Raw genomic sequence first — 17,186 nt, forward strand, 5'->3', positions numbered from 1 at the left:
AGATCTCCGCGATCGCCTTGCGCTCCGCATCGGAGGGCTCCGGAAGTACAGCCGCGCAGCGCTCCAGAAAAAGCGCCGCCGCCGCCGAGTCGCTCGAATCCGACCCTTCTGTCTCGAAAGGCTCGAGCAGGAAGAGCTTCTCGGGGCTGATCCGCATCGCCTCGCGGCTGGTCGCCAACACCGTCAGCCCCGGACATTCCGCGAGCAGGGAGTGCACCAGGGCGATGCACTGATCCAGGATGTGTTCGCAGTTGTCCAGCACCAGGAGGCCCCGCTTGGACCCGAAGAAGCCCGTGATCCGCTCAGCGCCTCCGTCGAGGGCCGTCAGAACCCCCAAGACGCCACTCATCTCATCGATCAGCGATCCCGACGGGCTGACGCGGGTCAGATCGAAGTACCACTCTCCCCCCGGAAAGCGGCCCCGCGCGGTCTCCGCCAACTTGGTCGCGAACCGCGTCTTGCCCACCCCGCCGGGACCCACGACGGTGAGAAGACGCGTCGTTCCCAGAAGTTCTCGCGCAGCCGCCAGTGGTTTCCGTCGATCGATGAACGACGAATACTCGGAGGGTAGCGGAGCTACGCTTGCTCGACGCCGATTTGTATTGAGCGCTTCGGCCACGTGATCTATTCTCGGACGCGCTCGACATTTGCGAAACAAGTATTAACGCCCGTGGCGCTCAGAATCGACCGGAATGCCGATCCGCGTTCACCGATGCCCTGGCCTAGGGCGCCCCGCCTTCGGGAACAGCCGCCAGATCACAGCCCACGTTTGCGTCGGAAGTCACGGATCGAGCTTCTCCACGAGATCGTCGTGGTGGATACGCCCGGCGAGTCGGGCGAGCGGCTCGCCGCTGCCGCCCCAGTGGAGGGCGATGATCTCGGCGGCGATCGACACCGCCGTCTCCTCCGGGGTGCGGGAGCCGAGGTCGAGGCCGACTGGGCTGTGCATCCGTGCGAGTTCGGCGTCGGTCAGCCCGGCCGCACGGAGGCGGGCGAGCCTGTCGTCATGGGTGTGTCGCGAGCCCATCGCGCCGATGTAGGCCAGCTCGGGTCCGCGCAGGGCGATCTCGAGGAGGGGAACGTCGAACTTGGGGTCGTGGGTGAGCACGCAGATCACGGTACGGGAGTCCAGGCGGCCGAGTTCGATCTGCTCGGCGAGATACCGGTCCGGCCAGGAGACGACGAGTTCGTCGACGCCGGGGAACCGGGCGGGGGTGGCGAACACCGGACGGGCGTCGCAGACGGTGACGCGGTAGCCCAGGAAGCCGCCGAGGCGGGCCATGGCGGAGGCGAAGTCGATCGCGCCGAAGACCAGCATCCGTGGGGGCGGAGCGAAGCTTGCGAAGAAGACGCGCATTCCCTCGCCCAGACGTTCGCCGTCCGGGCCGTAGGTCAGGGTGGCGTTGCGGCCGCCGGCGAGCAGGCCGAGGGTGTCGTCGGCAATGGCCTGGCTCGCGCGGGCGGAGCCGAGATCGCTTTCGAAGCCTTCAGGTCGCACGATCACGTGCCGGCCGAGCCAGGCGGGATCCGGATGCTCGATGACGGTCGCGACGCCGACCGGGCGCGAGGCTTCGATGTCTTTGCTCACATCGTCGAGTCCCGCGAAAGTCGTGCGGGAGACGGGTTCGACGAACACGTCGAGGATTCCGCCGCAGGTGAGGCCGACGGCGAACGCGTCGTCATCGCTGATCCCGTAGCGGACGAGCGAGGGCCGGCCGGTCGAGATCACCTCGGTCGCGAGGTCGAACACGGCGCCCTCGACGCAGCCTCCCGAGACCGAGCCGACCGCGTTCCCCTCCGCGGTGACGAGCATCGCGGCGCCGGGAGGCCGGGGCGCCGAGTCGAAGGCGCGCACGACTGTTGCGAGGCCGGAGGTTCGTCCCTCCTGCCAGTCGGCCATCACAGCGTCGAGCACATCTCGCATTTCGCTCCCTCTCCAGCGAGCGTCATGCTCCTAGTGTCGCACCCGACGCCCTCGGCGGCGGCCGATCAGGTAACCGAGGACGCCCACCCCTACCAGGACGGCGCCGAGCTTGACCGGGTCGCGGAGCTGATCGGCGATCACGCCCTGTGCGATGCTCATCGCGTCGAGGCTGTCGTTCGGCGTGGCGGCAGAACTGGCCGGCCGGGTTGCGGCCGGGCGAGGTGGGGCGGGTTGGGATGAGGCCGGCCGTGACGACGACTGCGCGGTGTTCGCCTGAGCGGCGGAGTCACGTCCGGCCGTCGGCGCGGTCGCTGTGGCGCTCGTGGAGCCGCTTCCTGCCTCCGGCGCCATCTCCTCCTCGATGATCGCCTGCAGGTTGCTGGCGAAAAGTCCCACCATCTGCTTGGTCACGCTGTCGATGATGCTCCTGCCCATCGCAGCGGCCTTGCCGGTAAGCGTCAGCTCGGCGTGAACGGTTCCCGTGGTCGTTCCCCCCGCCTCGGAGAGGGAGAGGGTGGCGCTTCCCTCGACGGCGCCCTGTCCCCGGGTCTCCTGCGCCTTGCCGCTGAACACCGCGCGATGTGCGTCGTCATCGAGTTGGTCGATCTTCACCAGCCCCTTGTACTGCAACGAAACGGGGCCCAGCTTCACCTTCATGCCTACCTGGAGCGCGTCGTCCGACAGCCGGTTCAGGATCTCGGCGCCGGGCACCGCGCCGGCGACCCGGTCGAAATCCATCAGCACGGCCCAGACCGTGTCGATCGGTGCGACGACGGAGAAACTGCTGTCGAGTTCCATGGGTTGTCCTCTGCTTCTCGGTGGCTCTCAGGAGTTGTCGGTGGAGGCGTCCGGTCGGGGGCATCAGGTGCGGATCGCGGTGCCCGCCCGGATCGCGGTGTCCGCCCGGATCGCGGCGGCCAGCGTGGCGAGGGCGGTGTAGCTGTGCCCGCTGACGAACGAATCGCAGTAGGGGAGGGCGGCGGCCATCCCGCCGGCCAGCGGCTGGAAGCCCACGGCCACCTTGCGCGGGTTGACCCAGATGATGCGGAAGGCAAGGCGGCGCAGGCGGGCCATCTGCACCTCCACGTCGCGCGGATCGTCCTGGGCCCAGCCGTCGCTGAGGATCACGACGACGGCGCCGCGGGCGATCCCGCGCCGGCCGTGCTCGTCGATGAACGTGCGGATGCTCTCGGCCAGCCTCGTGCCGCCTGCCCAGTCCGCGGCGCTCGCCGCCGCCTGCGCGAGGGCCAGGTCCGGATCCCGCACCGTCAGCTGGCGGGTGAGCCTGGTCAGTCGGGTCGAGAAGACGAAGGCCTCCGCGTGTGCGCCGACGACCGCGCCCTGCAGCAGGGTGAGGAACACCCTCGTGTACGGCTCCATCGATCCCGAGACGTCGCACAGGAGCACGAGGCGGCGCTGCCGGGGCCGACGATGCGCGTAGACGAGGCGCGTGCCGTCAACGCCCAGGCGCCGGGTGGTGCGGATCGTGCGGCGCAGGTCGAGCCGGGCGCTGCTGTGGGCGGAAGAACGTGAGCGGCGGCTGTGCACCTGGGGAGTCGACACGACGATTCTCCGCACGAGCGTCCGGATCTGCGCGATCTCGTCCTCGGAGAGTTCGGCGAACGACGTGTCGCGCAGTCGCTCTTCGCGGGAGGCCATCGCGAGCACCATCTCCCGTGCGGGGTCCTGCGTTTTCGAATTGTCCGGCTTGTCCGGCTCGTCCGGGCTCTTCGCGGAAGCGCTCGCCGCCGGGGGCTGCGGGGCCGGATTGCTCGCGAACGTGCCCGTCGGGCGGCTGTCGGCGGCGGTCGGACGGGTCCGCGGTTCCGACCCGACGGGAGGGGGAGCGTTCGGATCGCCGCGGCTGTTCGACGGGTCGACGAGTCCATCGAAGACGGCGGAGAACACCGCATCGAAAAGGGGGAGCTGAGCGCGCGAGGAGATCAGCACGGCACGGCAGGTCTCGTGGAGGGCGCTGCGGGAACCCGGCGGGATGAGCCGCAGCGCCTCGGAGAGCCAGGCTGCGCGCTCCGGCGAGACCCCCAGACCCGCGCGTCGGAGGGCGGTCGTGAACCCCGCCGCGAACGCCGCCGGCTCCACGGCTGGTGTGCCAGCCGGTGTGCCGGGCAGCGCGCCGGGCGTCGTCGCCCGTTCGATCTCAGGCACGTTCGACCACCCATTCGGCGCCGTGAGACCAGGCGATCTCCAGGTCGTCGCGGTTCTTGAGGATCGATCCCCAGGTCTGCTCGACGATCGACGGACCGAGCCGGTCGACGCCGAGGATCGCCAACGCGGACACCCAGTCGATGGCCTCGGCGATCCCGGGCGGCTTCGCGAGGTCGAGGGATCGGAGCTTGGTGATCGCCGTCGCGGCCTCGAGGGCGAGCGGCCGGGAGCTGCTGGGCACGCGGCGGCGCACGATCTCGGCCATCCGTTCGGGCGCGGGATAGTCGATCCAGTGGTAGAGGCAGCGGCGCGTCAGCGCGTCGTGCAGGTCCCGGGTGCGATTCGAGGTGAGCACCACGATCGGGGGGTGGGCTGCGCGGATCGTCCCGAGCTCGGGGATGCTGACGGCGGCCTCGGCCAGCAGCTCGAACGTGAACGCCTCGAATTCGGCGTCGGCGCGGTCGATCTCGTCCAGCAGCAGCACGGCCGGACGCGGACCCTGGTGTTCGATCGCCGACAGCAGCGGCCGGCGCAGCAGGTATTGCGGCGCGAAGAGGTCGGTCTCGTCGAGGACGTCGCCGCCCAGCTCCGCCAGCCGGATGCCGAGCAGCTGGCGCTGGTGGTTCCACTCGTAGAGCGCCTCCCCCGCGTCGATCCCCTCATAGCACTGGAGCCGGAAGAGCGGGGTATCGAGCATCCGTGCCAGGGACTTCGCGGCCTCGGTCTTGCCGACTCCCGCCTCGCCCTCCAGCAGGATCGGCTGTGGCAGCCGCACGGCGAGGAAGAGGGCGGTCGCGAGCGAGTCGTCGGCGAGGTAGTCCTCGTCGGCCAGGCCCGAGACCAGCGCAGCGACATCCGGAACGAGGCGGCGGACCTCGTCTTCGGCGCCCGCCCGCGCCAGCGCGGTCATCCGGCTTCCCGGAGCTCGGCCAGCACGCGGGCGTAATCGTCTTCGGTGTCGACATCGATCGGGATCGGCCCGGGGATCCGGACCTCGGTCACCTCGGCGGCGCGCTGCTCAAGGAGCTTCCACACGGCCTTGTCTCCCTCGAGCGCGGCAAGTGCTGGCAGCACGCTCCGGTCGAAGGCGAAGGGATGACCGACGCCGTCGTCGTAGCGGCAGACCGCGATCGGCGCATCCGCGCGGCCCGCGATCAGGGTTCGCACGGTCTCGGCGCGGACGCCCGGCTGGTCGCCGAGCAGCAGAATCAGCACCCGCGTCGCGGGGTGCAGGGCCGGGATCGCCGCGGCGATGGAGGAGGAGCATCCGGCGGTGAAGTCGGGGTTGTCCGCGATGTCGACGCCGGCCAGATCGACTGTTCTCTTCACCTCGGCCTCCGACCCGCCGAGCGCGACGACCACCTGGTCGAGCCCGCTCTGCGCGGCGACCCTGAGCACCGCGTCCAGCAGCACGCCGTCGCCGTACGGCAGCAATTGCTTCGGGCGGCCGAGGCGGGACGATCCGCCGGCCGCCAGCACGAGGCCGGCGGCGCGCTCGTCAGTGCGCTTGTCAGCGTGTTCGCCGGTGCGCTCTTCAGTGCGCGACGGCATAGCGCTCCGAATCGGTCAGGAAGGCGGACCGGCAGCCTTCGGAACAGAAGTAGTACCTGGTGCCGTCGAGATCGACGCGCAGGCTCGCGTCGACCGCGGCGACCGCCATGCCGCACACCGGATCGACCGCCATGCTCAGGACGGGCTCCGCGACGGCGGACTTCGAGCGTTCGGCGACGAGCTGCGCGAGGATCGCCAACGCGATCTCGGCAGGAGCGGTGGCGCCGATCTCCAGTCCGGCAGGCGTGAAGACCCGGGCGCGCTGCTCCTGGTCGACCTCGAGCGAGGCGAGAACGGCCGTCCCGCGCTTCTCGCTGGCGACCAGGGCGACGTACGGAACCTCGGCCCGAAGGGCTCGCTCCAGGGCGGGCTCCTCTTCCTTGCCGTGCGAGGCGACGATGACCGCGGCATCGTCCGGGCTCGGCGAGACGAGGGATCCGTCCGTCAGCTCCATCTCGAAGCCGAGCCTCTCGCCGAGCTCGGCGAGCGCCTGGGCGACCGGCGTCGAGCCGACGACGATCACGTGCGGCGCGGGGATCTCCGGCTCGAGGAAGACTTCGATCGCTCCGCCGCTCAGGCACGGGTTCGCCACCTCGACGCTGCCCTCCTCGTGGACACGGGACGGCTCACCGGGGACGACCTTGAGCAGGAGCGGTTCGTGAGTGGTCAGCGCGCGCAGGCTGTACTCGCGAACGGAGGCCTCCACGCAATTGCCGCCGACGAATCCCTCGATCTCGCCCGAGGCCAGCACCAGGGCGACATCGCCGGCCCGGGCACTGGTCGGATGCTGCGCCCGCACGACCGTGGCGCGCACGAACGGCTCCCGGCGCGCCGCCAACTCCTGTGCCCGGACGGTCTGCACATCCTTCTTCACGCTGATGCCGCCCCTCGACAGAGCCCGTCCATCAGGCCGGCGGTGTGGCGCGGCCCTGCATGGCCGCCCAGACTCGGGCGGGCGTGCACGGCATGTCGATGGCTGTCACGCCGAGCGGCGAGAGAGCGTCGATGATCGCGTTCACGATCGCCGGCGGAGAGCCGACCGTCGCCGACTCGCCGATGCCCTTGGCGCCGATCGGGTGGTGGGGCGACGGGGTGACCGTGTATCCGGTCTCCCAGTCCGGAACCTCCATCGCGGTGGGGATCAGGTAGTCCATGAACGATCCGCCGAGGTTGTTGCCGTCGGCGTCGAACTCGATGATCTCCATGAGCGCCATCCCGACACCGTCCGTCAGCCCGCCGTGGATCTGTCCCTCGATGATCATCGGGTTGATCCGGGTTCCGCAGTCGTCCACCGCGACGAACCGCCTGACCTTCACGGATCCGGTGCCCGGGTCTACGTCGACCACGCAGATGTAAGCGCCGTAGGGGAACGTCAGGTTGGGCGGATCGTAGGTGACCTCGGCGTCCAGATTGCCGTCGATCCCCTCAGGGAGGGTGAGGGTCCCATACGCGCCGAGCGCGATCTCGGCGATGGTCTTGCCCACGCTGGGGTCGCCCTTGACGAACCAGCGTCCCTTCTCCCACTCGAGGTCGTCGGGCCGGGTCTCCAGCATCGCCGCGGCGATGAACTTGGCCTTCTCGCGCACCTTCCGGGCGACCAGCGCGACCGCCCCGCCGCTGACGGGCGTGGAACGGCTGCCGTATGTGCCGAGCCCGAACGGCGTCTGGTCGGTGTCGCCGTGCACGACATCGATGTCCTCGGGCGGGATGCCGAGCTCTTCCGCGACGATCTGCGCGAAGGTCGTCTCGTGCCCCTGGCCCTGGCTCTGGACCGAGAGGCGCACCACGGCCTTGCCGGTGGGATGCACCCGGAGTTCGGCGCCGTCCGCCATGCCCAGCCCCAGGATGTCCATGTGCTTGCGGGGTCCGGCGCCGACGGTCTCGGTGAAGAACGAGATTCCGATCCCCATCAGCTCGCCGCGCTCACGCCGCTCCTTCTGCTCCCGGCGCAGATCCTCGTATCCCGCGATCTCCATCGACAGCCGCATCGTCTTCGCGTAGTCGCCCGAGTCGTACTCCCAGCCTGTCTTGTTGGGATACGGGAACTGCTCGGGTCTGATGAAGTTCTTCAGGCGCAGCTCCGCCGGATCCATGTCCAGCTTGTGCGCCAGTGCGTCGACCATCCGCTCGACGAGGTACGCGGCTTCGGTCACGCGGAACGAGCAGGCGTACGCGACTCCGCCGGGCGCCTTGTTGGTGTAGACGCCCGTCACCTTGCAGTACGCGGCTTTGAGGTCGTAGCTGCCGGTGAAGATGTGGAAGAAGCCCGCCGGATACTTCGTCGGCTGGGCCGTTCCGTTGAAGGCGCCGTGGTCGGCGAGGACGTTGCTGCGCAGGCCCAGGATCGTGCCGTCCTTCGTCGCCGCGATCTCGCCCTGCATGATGTAGTCGCGCGCGAACGAGGTCGACATCAAGTTCTCGGCGCGGTCCTCGACCCACTTGACCGGCCGGCCAGTGACGATCGAGCCGACCACGGCGCAGATGTAGCCCGGGTAGATGCCCACCTTGTTGCCGAAGCCGCCGCCGATGTCGGGAGAGACCACCCGGATCTTCTGCTCCGGGATACCCGCGACCATCGCGAAGATGGTCCGGTGGGCGTGCGGGGCCTGGCTCGTCTCGTAGAGCGTGAGCCGCCCGTCGACCGGATCGAAGTCCGCGACGGCGCCGCAGGTCTCCATCGGCGCCGGGTGCACGCGCGGGTATACGATTTCCTGCGACACGATGACATCGGCCGAGGCGAACACCGCCTCCGTCTCGGCGGCGTTGCCGGCCTCCCAGTCGAAGATGTGGTTGTCGGTGCGGCCTTCCAGGTCGTCGCGGATCACCGGAGCGTCCGGGTCGAGCGCCCTCCGTGCGTCGATCACCGGAGGGAGCAGTTCGTACTCGACCTCGATCAGCTCCAGCGCATCCCGTGCCGCGTAGCGGTCCTCGGCCACGACGAACGCGACCTCCTGACCCTGGAACCGCACCTTGTCGGTCACGAGCACGGCCTGCACGTCATACGAGAGCGTCGGCGCCCAGGCCAGGCCGAGCCCCTCGAGATCCTTGCCCGTGATGACGGCGAGCACCTTGGGATGCGCCAGGGCAGCGCTGGTGTCGATGGAGACCATCCGGGCGTGCGCGACGGGCGCGCGCAGGATCGCTCCGTGGAGCATCCCGGGTAGCACGATGTCGTCGATGTAGTTGCCCTTGCCGCGGACGAAGCGCACGTCTTCCTTGCGCTGCAGCCGCCCGAAACCGATGGGGCGGTGCTCGTCGTCCGCCGCCGGGTTGGGTGCGTGTTGCTCGACGATGGTCATGCTTCCACCTCTACTGACTCTGGCGCCGGCTCTGACGCCGGCACTGTCTCGGCCTCGGCCGGGGCCGCTGTCTCGGCCGGATGCGCGGCGGCCCACTGTACTGAACGCACGATCGTGGCGTAACCGGTGCACCGGCAGATCTGGCCCGAGATCGCCTCGCGCACCTCGTCGTCGGTCGGATTCGGGTTCCTGTCGAGCAGCGCCCGGGTCGTGAGCATCATGCCGGGCGTGCAGAAGCCGCACTGCAACCCGTGCTCCGCCATGAACCCCTGCTGGATCGGATCGAGGACGCCGCCGGTCGCCAGTCCCTCGACCGTGCGGATGTCGTGTCCGTCGGCCATCGCCGCGAGCACCGTGCAGGACTTCACCGGCTGCCCGTCCATGAGCACGACGCACAGTCCGCAGTTGGACGTGTCGCATCCCCAGTGCGTGCCGGTCAAGCCGAGGTTCTCCCGGATGAAGTGGACCAGGAGCACGCGCGGCTCGATCTCGCGGGTGATCTCCTCGCCGTTCATCGTCATCGTGACCTGCATGGTTCAGCCTTCCTGTGCTGTCGAAGCTGCCGGCTCGGCCGCGCGGGCGCAGGCACGGCGCAAGGTCCGCCGGGTGAGCTCGTCGGCGAGGTGCCGCTTGTAGTCGATCGGTCCGCGCTGGTCGGCCACCGGATCGCAGGCCCGGGCGGCGATCCCGCCGGCGTCGGCGAAGAGCTCCTCGCTCGGCGCCCTGCCCGACACGATCTCGGCGATTCCCGGCACCGTTCCGTCGAGTCCGACTGCTGTGAGCCCGACCGCCGCCTCGTCGATCGTGCCGTCGGAGGCGAGGGTGACCGATGCGCCCGCAGCGACCACGGCCCAGTCGCCCACCCGACGTTCCACCTTCTCGTAGGCGCTCGACGAGCGCTCGCGAATCGGGAACCGCAGCTCGGTGAGCAGCTCGTTCTGCGCCACCGCGGTCTCGTACGGACCCTGATGGAACTCGCTCATCGTCAGCGTCCGTTCCCCCTCCGCGCCGCGCACGACCGCGATCGCGCCGAGCACATTGCAGACGGTCGAGAGGTCTTCGGCCGGATCCGCCTGGCACAGCGATCCGCCGATCGTGCCGCGGTTGCGCACCACCGGATCGGCGATCACGCGTTCCGCGTCTGTGACGATCGGAAAGAGCCGGGCGATATCGGCGGACTCCAGGAGGGTCGTATGCCGGGTGAGAGCGCCCACCCGCAGCCGATCCCCGTCGACCAGCACGAAGTCCAGCTCGTACAGGTCGTTGATGTCGATCAGCCACTCGGGCCGGGCCAGCCGCAGCTTCATCATCGGCAGAAGGCTGTGGCCGCCGGCGATGACCCGCGACTCCGGGCCGTGCGCTTCGAGTAGTGCGATGGCGTCCTCGACGCCGGTTGCGCGGGAGTAGTCGAATGGAGCCGGAATTTGCACGATGCACTCCCTCGTGAGCGCCAGACGACCTCGTCCGGCATCCTTTGCGCCAGTGTTGCTCCGCCCTCGGCGAAGTGTCAATATCGTCCTAAGCGAAAGGTTATGACCTGTGTCGATGACGCTGAGTCAGCTCAGGGCCTTCGCGCTGGTGGCGAAGCTCGGATCCCTGCGCGCCGCCGCCGCGGAGCTCGGGATCAGCGAGCCTGCCGTCTCCTCGGCGCTCGCCGCGCTGCGCCTCGACCTGGACGACGCCCTCTTCGTCCGCTCCGGCGGCGGAATCGCCCTCACCCCCGGCGGACGCGCCCTCGCCGACCACGCCCAGGAGATCGTCACCCTCGCCGATCGTGCGCGCTGGGACGTCGCCCACGCCAGCGCCGCCACACCGGAACTTCGCGTGCTCGCCACCGCCGCGTTCGCGGAGCACGCGGCGGGCAGGCTGCTCGACATCTTCACCAGATGGGTTCCGGCCTCCTCGGTGGACGTCGTCGTCGAGCGCGCCTCCGACGTCGCGGCACTACTTCGCGACCGTGCGTACGACATCGCACTAGGTGCGCGGCCTCCCGCAGGCGACGACGGCACGATGGAAGTGATCCCCTTCCTGCGCTACCAGCGAATCCTGGTCGCTTCTCCCTCGCTGCCGCTCGGCGCACTCAACGGCCCGATCCCGCTGACCGAGCTGCTCGCCTACCAGTGGTTCGCGGGCCCAGCGGGCATCGAGGAGGGCACCGAAGAGGGCCGCTGGCTCTCCCACCTCGCCGGCATCCCGCACATCGTCGAGCTGACCAGCGAAACGGATGCCCTCGCGGCCGTGCGCGCCGGCGAGGGCATCATGCTCGCCCTCGGCCGCGCCGTCAGCCGCGACGTGCAGGACGGCGCCCTCGTCCACCTCCCTGTCGCCGGAACCCCGGTCGGCGGCCTCTGGTGGGCCACCACCCTCGACCGCGGTCGCGCGAGCATGACGGCCCGCATCCTCCAACGTTTCGTCACCACCGCGGAGGCCACCGCGGCGATGGTGGCGCCGGGCGGGTCGCGGGGGCTCTCGGTGCGCGGGACGAAGGTGCACGTGGCGCTGTGGGCGTGAGCGTGAGCGTTTCGGGGGTTACCAGCCGTCGCGCCGCGACACGGGTCGGCGAATCTCACCCGCTGCCGTCTCGGCGCCCTCAGAATCTGCGCCCTTCGCTGTGGACTGGGCCCCTTTTCTCGCCCCCACTCCGCCGAAGTCGTACAGTGACACCATGACCCAGGTCAGCGTCGGCATCCCCCGCCTGCGTAGGGACCCCGCGCACATGCCCTCTCTCGACGGAAGACGCGCCGTGCCCGGCCATGTGGACCGCTGGTGGCGCGCAGCTATAGGGGGCAAGCAGGAAGGCCACGGCATCGACGCCGCCGACTTCCGCCGACCCGAACGAAGCATGGGCGCCATCGGCGGCTGACCACCCGCAACCGCAACCAGGAACGGAGAATCACCATGACAGTCAACCGCGGAATCCTCGCCCTCCTCGAAGCCAAGCCCGGCAAAGGTGCCGACCTCGCCGCTTTCCTCGAAAGCGGCCGCGCCCTCGCCGCCGCCGAATCCGGCACCGTCACCTGGTACGCCTTCAAGATCAGCGACACCACCTACGGAATCTTCGACACCTTCGAGACCGAGAATGCGCGGCAGGCCCACCTGAACGGCGAGATCCCGAAGGCCCTGGGCCAGGTCGCGGAGGACCTGCTGGCGACGGACCCGGATATTCGGACGATCGACGTTCTTGCGGTGAAGTGACGAGGTGCGCACCGGCACCTCGTTCATTCGCCCACGAGGAGTTCCCCGAGCTCCTGTCGAGCCAGTAGCATCCGGCCATGTCCGATAGGGTCTCCAAGCCATCCGCGCGCAGCCGCCGCGGCCCCAACCTTGCGCTGACGGTCCTCGCGGCGATCTACATCGTCGCGTTGATCGCCGCGGCCGTCCTCTACTTCATCGGGATCGCGACGGTCGGCGCTGATCCGCGCGGGGCAGCCGGGTACTTCCTCTTCGGCAATGCGATCGGGGCGCTCGGCGTCCTCGGCGGGATGCTGCACCTCGCGGTCGCGGCGGTTCGCAACGTGATCGAGGACAACGCCAGATGACACCAGGGCGGCCCTAACCCGCCGCTCGCCGCACAACCTCCCGAACCCGCTCCCACGCCTCCTCATTGGGCTCGATGAGCGCATACGACGTCGGCCAGAACCCGTTCTCCTCGTCGAGCGCCGCCTCCGCGCTGACGCCGAATGTCGAGTAGCGCGTCTTGTCCAGCTGGCCACTACGGAAGAACACCACGACCTTGCCGGCTCGCGCGTAGCCGGGCTGGCCGTAGTAGAGCTTGGGGGAGAGGGTCGGGGCGACCTCCGCGACGATCGCGTGGAGGCGTTCGGCCATCGCGCGGTCGCCGTCGGGCATCTGGGCGATCTTGGCGAGCACGTCCGCCGCCTCGGCGGCGGCCTTCTCGGCGCCCTTCGCACGCTTGGCCTCGGCCTTCAGTTCTGCGGCCCGTTGCTTGATGGCGGCGCGCTCTTGGGCGGTGAAGCCTCCGGCATCAGTCTGTTCCGTCATTTCGTCGTCCTCCCCAGTGGGACCCGTGCGGGCGGTGTGTTCTCACGCTAACGGAGGCGGGTGCGGCTGCGCCTCCCCTTCCGACCCGGCTAGCCCACCCGCCGCACACACCCGAATGGTGGGGTCCCGGCCATCCGTAATATTGAGATTCCCTCAAATTAGCATTGTGGTAGACCACCCGGTCTGCCACACTTCTGGCGAACGACGACGCGACGGAGCGCCGCCGATCCAGAAAGGAGGCTGGCGATGCCTGTGTGGACGCAACCGGCTGCGACACCGCTGGCCGCCGCCGACTCCGCGCTGCCGGCCGGCATTCCGTGGTGGGTGCCGATCGCCGCGCTGCTCCTCGTGATGGTGCTGGCCTTCGGCGGCCTCCTCGTCTATGGCTGGCCGAGCGCCAAGAATGACAAGCGCGCGAACAACAGCGTCGTGCGCGCCTGGATCGCCGTGAGCCTGATCGCCGCTCTGCTGATTCTGGCGGGCGTCACGCTCGGCGGCACCGACTCCAACCTCCGCAATGTCCTCATCGGCGGGATCGTCGCCGCTGCGAGCACCGCGGTCGCCTTCTACTTCGCGACCAAAGCGAACGAGGCGACCAACGAGAACATCCTCAAGGCGGCCGGGATCGACGGCTCCGCCGCGGCGAAGCCTCCGTTGGCGCTCAGCCAGGTCGCCGTCCCCGCGCTGTCGAAACCTCCCGCTGCGGGTGACACGATCGCGTTCCACTTCAAGGTCACGAACAACGGAACCGAGACGCTGACGGACGTCGACCTGACCGACTCGCTGCAGCCGCCGAGCGCGATCACCGCCGTGTGGCCAACCCCCGCCACCCCGGGAGTCCTCAAGGCCGGCGAGGCCATGACGGCCTCGGCGACCTACACCGTCACCGAGGCGGACCGGCAGGCGAAGACCGTCGCCAGCCGCACCTTCGCGACCGGGATGCCGCCCTCGGGCAAACAGATCGTGTCTGCTCCGGAGGTCTTCACGACCTCCCTGGTGTGAGCCGGGGGCACCGGAGCGCGGTGCGCTACTCCTGGAACACCCCCAGCATCCGCTCCCTGTTGTCGCCGAGCGCGCGCTCGCAGCCGGACGCGCAGTGCACATCCTGCGGCGCCGTGCGGAACCCCGCCTGACCGGGGGTGCCGAGCATCTTGACCGTGCCGTCCATCCGCTTTCCGCAGATCGGGCAGCTGGCCGAACGCAATTCGATCCTGATCGCCATGAGCACACGGTAAGCCCGATTCTGGCCCCCGAACATGGGCCACGCTGACCTGCGCGAGATCGTTTCGGATCGGCCTCCCGCCATTGCCGTAGACAGCTCGGTCTGCGACACTTCTCGCGACAGCCCGAACCTCATGCAGGGAAAAGGAGACGATCATGGCGAATCCAGGCCAGCCGACGGTTCAGCAGGGCGACACCGGCGCCGCAGTCAAGCGAGTGCAGCGAGCGCTGCGGCGAACGCCGAACCTGTCCATTGTGGTGGATGGGATCTTCGGGCCGGCCACGCACGCGGCAGTGGTCGAGTTCCAGCAGGGCGAAGGCTTGACGCCGGACGGCATCGTCGGCCCGCTCACCTGGGCCGCCCTCCCGGATGGCGGACCGATGCCGGTGCTGCAGGAGGGATCCTCCGGAGCGGTGGTGTCGAGCCTCCAGACGATTCTCACCAACGGCGCCGACCAGTGGGGCGGTGTCACGCCGCAGGGCATCGACGGCATCTTCGGGCCGCACACGCGCGCGTCGGTGGAGGCGTTCCAAGGCTGGGGCCAGGTGACGGTCGACGGGATCGTCGGCGACCAGACGTGGGGCGTCTCGCTGCATGCGGCCAGCGCCACGCTCGAGTCCGCAGTCGGGCTGCAGTACGTGGAGTCGTAGGCCGACGATCGCGGCGTGTCGCCCGTTCGGGAGGAGGACGTGCGCCGCCGTGCAAACGTAGGCTGACCAGGTGACCTTCGCTCCACCCCACATGCCGCCGAGCGGCTGGTATCCCGACCCGTACGACCCGCGGCTGCTGCGGTGGTGGAGCGGTGCCGAGTGGACGCAATACACCTACCCGGCGGTTCCGATCCCCGCGCCGACGAAGCAGCGGGAGCCGCGCAAGTGGCTCGGCCGGTTCGGCGGGTGGATCATCGCTGCGGCCAGCGCGGGTGTCTGGCTGTGGGTGTTCGGCTTCGGCTTCCTGTTCGCCGCGATAGCCCCGCACGCTCGCGACGCAGGGCCGAGCGTGGTGTCCCCGTTCCTGCTGCTGACCGGAGCCGCGACGGTGGCCGTCGCTCTCCTTTATACGATGGCGTACAAGTTGGGCCCCGACGACCGGCTCTCCGCCCCGCGGCTCGTGCTGATCGCCGGGGTCGGCGGGCTCGCGGCGACGCTGGTGGCGGCGCCCGTCAACACGCTGATCGACATCGCGGGCGGCGGGACGGGCTCGCATCCCAGCGGGCTCGCCCTCGTGCTGGCGGGCGTGATCGAGGAGACACTGAAGCTCGCAGCGGTCCTCCTTCTCGCCCTCAAGCTGCCGGTGAAGGACGCCCGCATCGGCCTCTTCGTCGGTGGGGCGGTGGGCATCGGCTTCAGCGTCATCGAGAATTTCGGCTACCTGTTGGAGGCGTTCGCACGCGGGCAGGAGGCCGGGGGCAACGGGATCGGGTATTTCATCGGCGTGACGATCGGTCGGCAGCTTTCCGGGCCGTTCCTGCACCCGGTGTTCTCGGCGCTGCTCGCGGCCGCCGTGTTCGCGGCGGCGCGTGACGGTCGCTACCGCTTGTCGATCGGCGCGGTGGTGGCGTACCTGGGAGTGGTCGTGGCGCACGGGGGCTTCAACGAGACCATCTGGTGGTTGCAGAATGCGCCCATGAGTGCTGCAGGGCGCGGCGGCCTCCTGCTGGTGTTCGAGTTCGTGTTCGTGGTCGCCAGCGGCATCACGTGGCTGCTCATCGCGCGACACATCCGCAGGACACGCCGCCGCGCCGAGACGTGAGTAATCGCGGGAATCCGGTCCGGAATTCCCGCGATTACTCACGTCTCGATGGCTTATTCGTAGGCGTCCTGGACGTCGTTGTCGAGCTTCTCCTCGTCGACCGCGATGTCCTTGCGAGTGATGTTTCCGGCGTGCGTGAGCAGGGCTGTCACGGCGTCGGCCTCCTCGGGGGACGCGACGACGACGATGCCCGAACTGCCCGCATTGAGCGTCTCGCTGATGTCCTTGAGGTCGTCGGCGGAGGCGGTGTTCTTGAGGTGGCCGGCGAGGGCGCCGATGCCAGCGCCCGCGCCGCCGCCGGCTAGCAGCGCGCCACCGAGTGCGACCGCCGGGAACAGGGCGACGACGAGACCGCCGGCGAGGCCGATCGCGAGGCCCTTGCGGCCTCCGTGGTGCTTGTTGCCATCGTCGCGCTTGGGGATGGTGACCTTGCCCTCTTTGTCGCGGTTGACCACGGCAGCGTCGAACGACGCGTGCTTGCCGGAGCCCTTGTAATGCGCGTGCAGGGCGTCGAAATCCGCCACCGCCTCGTCCTCGCTCGCGTACTGCGCCGCGATCGCCACATACGGCTTATCAGCCATCATCGCTCCCAACGTGTGTCGTCCACCGCCGCAGGCCCGCGGCGCTCACGCGCAAACTAGCGCCGCGCCTCCCGTCGGCAACACCCCCCCGTCTTCCTGTTTCGAGCGGTTGCTCCGGCGTCCGCACATTCGGCGTCGAATGTCCAGTGGCGCGAGCCCGGTCGCGTGCGGGTTGGTGGAGGGCGCCGCTCGTTCAGAGCGCCGGCGGAGGCGTGAGATGGCGATGACGAGGCCCCGTCAGAGCGCGACCCCGGCGTCGTCGCGTGTTCGCCGCTCTCTCGAGCGTGTCGAGGAACACCGCCGTGGCCGGTGAGCGCTCTCCTGCCGCGCGCTGGGCTGTGAAGAGGGTGCGTCGCGGCCGGCCCGGGAGATCGATCAGCCGGCAGCTCGGCGCGCGACCGGCCCGGATCAGGTCGGGGAGGATCGCGACAGCGTTGCCTGATTCGACGAGGCGGATCCGCGCTTGCAGGTCGGCCGTCCCGTAGCGCACGTCGGGCTCGAAGCCCGAGGAGCGGCACAGCTGTTCCGCGTAAGCACGACCGTGAACGCGGAGGCGGTGCCGCCCTTGAGCAGCAGCGTCGCTGCGATGCAGAAGACCGTGGCGACGATGCCGGAGAGCAGGTTCATGCGCACCGGGGTGCCGAACCGCTTGGAGAAGACGCCGAAGTAACGAAAGTACGCGCCGGCGG

The 17,186-nt window shown here is 69.5% G+C and carries 21 protein-coding genes; 8 read left to right on the forward strand and 13 right to left on the reverse strand.

The genetic code is table 11. The features are described 5' to 3' along the window. Positions 1-781: 781 nt before the first annotated feature. The 9 genes from ACPPVW_RS12165 to ACPPVW_RS12205 form a co-directional block, all read right to left on the reverse strand. On the reverse strand, positions 782-1,924 hold the full coding sequence (locus tag ACPPVW_RS12165) for an XdhC family protein (protein WP_426623381.1): 1,143 nt from the start codon (positions 1,922-1,924) through the stop codon (positions 782-784). A gap of 30 nt (positions 1,925-1,954) precedes the next feature. Then, positions 1,955-2,722: an SRPBCC family protein gene (locus tag ACPPVW_RS12170; protein WP_426623382.1), complete on the reverse strand. Its 768-nt coding sequence runs from the start codon at positions 2,720-2,722 to the stop codon at positions 1,955-1,957. A 63-nt stretch (positions 2,723-2,785) separates the two neighbouring features. Continuing rightward, positions 2,786-4,090: a vWA domain-containing protein gene (locus ACPPVW_RS12175; RefSeq protein ID WP_426623383.1), complete on the reverse strand. Its 1,305-nt coding sequence runs from the start codon at positions 4,088-4,090 to the stop codon at positions 2,786-2,788. Next, positions 4,083-5,000 (reverse strand): AAA family ATPase, encoded by a 918-nt coding sequence (locus tag ACPPVW_RS12180; protein ID WP_426623384.1) that lies wholly within the window; start codon positions 4,998-5,000, stop codon positions 4,083-4,085. Before ACPPVW_RS12180 ends, ACPPVW_RS12175 begins: the two co-directional genes overlap by 8 nt. Then, a complete protein-coding gene (locus ACPPVW_RS12185; protein ID WP_426623385.1) occupies positions 4,997-5,641 on the reverse strand; it encodes a nucleotidyltransferase family protein in 645 nt (214 codons plus the stop codon). Before ACPPVW_RS12185 ends, ACPPVW_RS12180 begins: the two co-directional genes overlap by 4 nt. Next, positions 5,625-6,515 (reverse strand): XdhC family protein, encoded by an 891-nt coding sequence (locus ACPPVW_RS12190; RefSeq protein ID WP_426623386.1) that lies wholly within the window; start codon positions 6,513-6,515, stop codon positions 5,625-5,627. Before ACPPVW_RS12190 ends, ACPPVW_RS12185 begins: the two co-directional genes overlap by 17 nt. Positions 6,516-6,546: 31 nt before the next feature. Continuing rightward, positions 6,547-8,940 carry an aerobic carbon-monoxide dehydrogenase large subunit gene (locus ACPPVW_RS12195; RefSeq protein WP_426623387.1) on the reverse strand — a complete coding sequence of 798 codons (2,394 nt, stop codon included), beginning with the start codon at positions 8,938-8,940 and terminating at the stop codon, positions 6,547-6,549. Then, entirely contained in the window at positions 8,937-9,473 is a 537-nt protein-coding gene (locus ACPPVW_RS12200; RefSeq protein ID WP_426623388.1) for a (2Fe-2S)-binding protein, read from the reverse strand. The genes ACPPVW_RS12195 and ACPPVW_RS12200 overlap by 4 nt, the downstream gene beginning before the upstream one ends. A 3-nt stretch (positions 9,474-9,476) precedes the next feature. Next, positions 9,477-10,370 (reverse strand): FAD binding domain-containing protein, encoded by an 894-nt coding sequence (locus ACPPVW_RS12205; RefSeq protein WP_426623389.1) that lies wholly within the window; start codon positions 10,368-10,370, stop codon positions 9,477-9,479. Between the two features lie 115 nt (positions 10,371-10,485). On the opposite strand from ACPPVW_RS12205, the gene ACPPVW_RS12210 reads away from it, so the two are divergent. The 4 genes from ACPPVW_RS12210 to ACPPVW_RS12225 all read left to right on the forward strand — a co-directional run bounded on the left by ACPPVW_RS12210 (position 10,486) and on the right by ACPPVW_RS12225 (position 12,479). Next, on the forward strand, positions 10,486-11,451 hold the full coding sequence (locus tag ACPPVW_RS12210; RefSeq protein WP_426626295.1) for a LysR family transcriptional regulator: 966 nt from the start codon (positions 10,486-10,488) through the stop codon (positions 11,449-11,451). A gap of 154 nt (positions 11,452-11,605) precedes the next feature. Beyond that, positions 11,606-11,803, forward strand: coding sequence for a hypothetical protein (locus tag ACPPVW_RS12215; protein ID WP_426623390.1), 198 nt, complete (start codon positions 11,606-11,608; stop codon positions 11,801-11,803). A gap of 35 nt (positions 11,804-11,838) precedes the next feature. Next, positions 11,839-12,135 carry a putative quinol monooxygenase gene (locus ACPPVW_RS12220; RefSeq protein ID WP_426623391.1) on the forward strand — a complete coding sequence of 99 codons (297 nt, stop codon included), beginning with the start codon at positions 11,839-11,841 and terminating at the stop codon, positions 12,133-12,135. A 77-nt stretch (positions 12,136-12,212) separates the two neighbouring features. Beyond that, on the forward strand, positions 12,213-12,479 hold the full coding sequence (locus ACPPVW_RS12225; protein WP_426623392.1) for a hypothetical protein: 267 nt from the start codon (positions 12,213-12,215) through the stop codon (positions 12,477-12,479). Between the two features lie 13 nt (positions 12,480-12,492). Here the strand turns inward: ACPPVW_RS12225 and ACPPVW_RS12230 are convergent, their stop codons facing one another. Beyond that, positions 12,493-12,942 carry a DUF1801 domain-containing protein gene (locus ACPPVW_RS12230; RefSeq protein ID WP_426623393.1) on the reverse strand — a complete coding sequence of 150 codons (450 nt, stop codon included), beginning with the start codon at positions 12,940-12,942 and terminating at the stop codon, positions 12,493-12,495. Between the two features lie 246 nt (positions 12,943-13,188). Between ACPPVW_RS12230 and ACPPVW_RS12235 the strand changes: the two genes are divergently transcribed. Next, complete coding sequence (locus ACPPVW_RS12235) at positions 13,189-13,944, forward strand: DUF7507 domain-containing protein (protein WP_426623394.1); 756 nt, start codon at positions 13,189-13,191, stop codon at positions 13,942-13,944. Positions 13,945-13,969: 25 nt separating this feature from the next. On the opposite strand, the gene ACPPVW_RS12240 is transcribed toward ACPPVW_RS12235, so the two are convergent. Then, on the reverse strand, positions 13,970-14,164 hold the full coding sequence (locus ACPPVW_RS12240; protein WP_295121954.1) for a hypothetical protein: 195 nt from the start codon (positions 14,162-14,164) through the stop codon (positions 13,970-13,972). Positions 14,165-14,319: 155 nt separating this feature from the next. Here ACPPVW_RS12240 and ACPPVW_RS12245 point away from each other — a divergent pair, with 155 nt between their 5' ends. Together ACPPVW_RS12245 and ACPPVW_RS12250 are read left to right on the forward strand one after the other, a co-directional pair. Then, complete coding sequence (locus tag ACPPVW_RS12245) at positions 14,320-14,814, forward strand: peptidoglycan-binding domain-containing protein (RefSeq protein ID WP_426623395.1); 495 nt, start codon at positions 14,320-14,322, stop codon at positions 14,812-14,814. 70 nt (positions 14,815-14,884) lie between these two features. Continuing rightward, complete coding sequence (locus ACPPVW_RS12250; RefSeq protein WP_426623396.1) at positions 14,885-15,916, forward strand: PrsW family glutamic-type intramembrane protease; 1,032 nt, start codon at positions 14,885-14,887, stop codon at positions 15,914-15,916. Positions 15,917-15,969: 53 nt separating this feature from the next. Here ACPPVW_RS12250 and ACPPVW_RS12255 read toward each other — a convergent pair whose 3' ends face one another. Together ACPPVW_RS12255 and ACPPVW_RS12260 are read right to left on the reverse strand one after the other, a co-directional pair. Further along, entirely contained in the window at positions 15,970-16,500 is a 531-nt protein-coding gene (locus ACPPVW_RS12255; RefSeq protein ID WP_426623397.1) for a DUF1269 domain-containing protein, read from the reverse strand. 190 nt (positions 16,501-16,690) lie between these two features. After that, a complete protein-coding gene (locus tag ACPPVW_RS12260) occupies positions 16,691-16,987 on the reverse strand; it encodes a LysR substrate-binding domain-containing protein (protein ID WP_426623398.1) in 297 nt (98 codons plus the stop codon). Here ACPPVW_RS12260 and ACPPVW_RS12265 point away from each other — a divergent pair. Continuing rightward, a complete protein-coding gene (locus ACPPVW_RS12265) occupies positions 16,961-17,167 on the forward strand; it encodes a hypothetical protein (protein ID WP_426626352.1) in 207 nt (68 codons plus the stop codon). The genes ACPPVW_RS12260 and ACPPVW_RS12265 overlap by 27 nt on opposite strands. Positions 17,168-17,186: the final 19 nt, after the last annotated feature.

The organism is Leifsonia sp. McL0607, from assembly GCF_049993355.1.
Taxonomy (GTDB): Bacteria; Actinomycetota; Actinomycetes; order Actinomycetales; family Microbacteriaceae; genus Leifsonia.

What these genes read in the sequence shown, in the direction of transcription:
- ACPPVW_RS12195 (WP_426623387.1), bottom strand. Translation starts at nt 8,940, where the DNA reads ATGACCATCGTCGAGCAACACGCACCCAACCCGGCGGCGGACGACGAG.
- ACPPVW_RS12200 (WP_426623388.1), bottom strand. Translation starts at nt 9,473, where the DNA reads ATGCAGGTCACGATGACGATGAACGGCGAGGAGATCACCCGCGAGATC.
- ACPPVW_RS12245 (WP_426623395.1), top strand. Translation starts at nt 14,320, where the DNA reads ATGGCGAATCCAGGCCAGCCGACGGTTCAGCAGGGCGACACCGGCGCC.
- ACPPVW_RS12210 (WP_426626295.1), top strand. Translation starts at nt 10,486, where the DNA reads ATGACGCTGAGTCAGCTCAGGGCCTTCGCGCTGGTGGCGAAGCTCGGA.
- ACPPVW_RS12230 (WP_426623393.1), bottom strand. Translation starts at nt 12,942, where the DNA reads ATGACGGAACAGACTGATGCCGGAGGCTTCACCGCCCAAGAGCGCGCC.
- ACPPVW_RS12215 (WP_426623390.1), top strand. Translation starts at nt 11,606, where the DNA reads ATGACCCAGGTCAGCGTCGGCATCCCCCGCCTGCGTAGGGACCCCGCG.
- ACPPVW_RS12180 (WP_426623384.1), bottom strand. Translation starts at nt 5,000, where the DNA reads ATGACCGCGCTGGCGCGGGCGGGCGCCGAAGACGAGGTCCGCCGCCTC.
- ACPPVW_RS12170 (WP_426623382.1), bottom strand. Translation starts at nt 2,722, where the DNA reads ATGGAACTCGACAGCAGTTTCTCCGTCGTCGCACCGATCGACACGGTC.
- ACPPVW_RS12165 (WP_426623381.1), bottom strand. Translation starts at nt 1,924, where the DNA reads ATGCGAGATGTGCTCGACGCTGTGATGGCCGACTGGCAGGAGGGACGA.
- ACPPVW_RS12255 (WP_426623397.1), bottom strand. Translation starts at nt 16,500, where the DNA reads ATGATGGCTGATAAGCCGTATGTGGCGATCGCGGCGCAGTACGCGAGC.
- ACPPVW_RS12185 (WP_426623385.1), bottom strand. Translation starts at nt 5,641, where the DNA reads ATGCCGTCGCGCACTGAAGAGCGCACCGGCGAACACGCTGACAAGCGC.
- ACPPVW_RS12240 (WP_295121954.1), bottom strand. Translation starts at nt 14,164, where the DNA reads ATGGCGATCAGGATCGAATTGCGTTCGGCCAGCTGCCCGATCTGCGGA.
- ACPPVW_RS12235 (WP_426623394.1), top strand. Translation starts at nt 13,189, where the DNA reads ATGCCTGTGTGGACGCAACCGGCTGCGACACCGCTGGCCGCCGCCGAC.
- ACPPVW_RS12225 (WP_426623392.1), top strand. Translation starts at nt 12,213, where the DNA reads ATGTCCGATAGGGTCTCCAAGCCATCCGCGCGCAGCCGCCGCGGCCCC.
- ACPPVW_RS12220 (WP_426623391.1), top strand. Translation starts at nt 11,839, where the DNA reads ATGACAGTCAACCGCGGAATCCTCGCCCTCCTCGAAGCCAAGCCCGGC.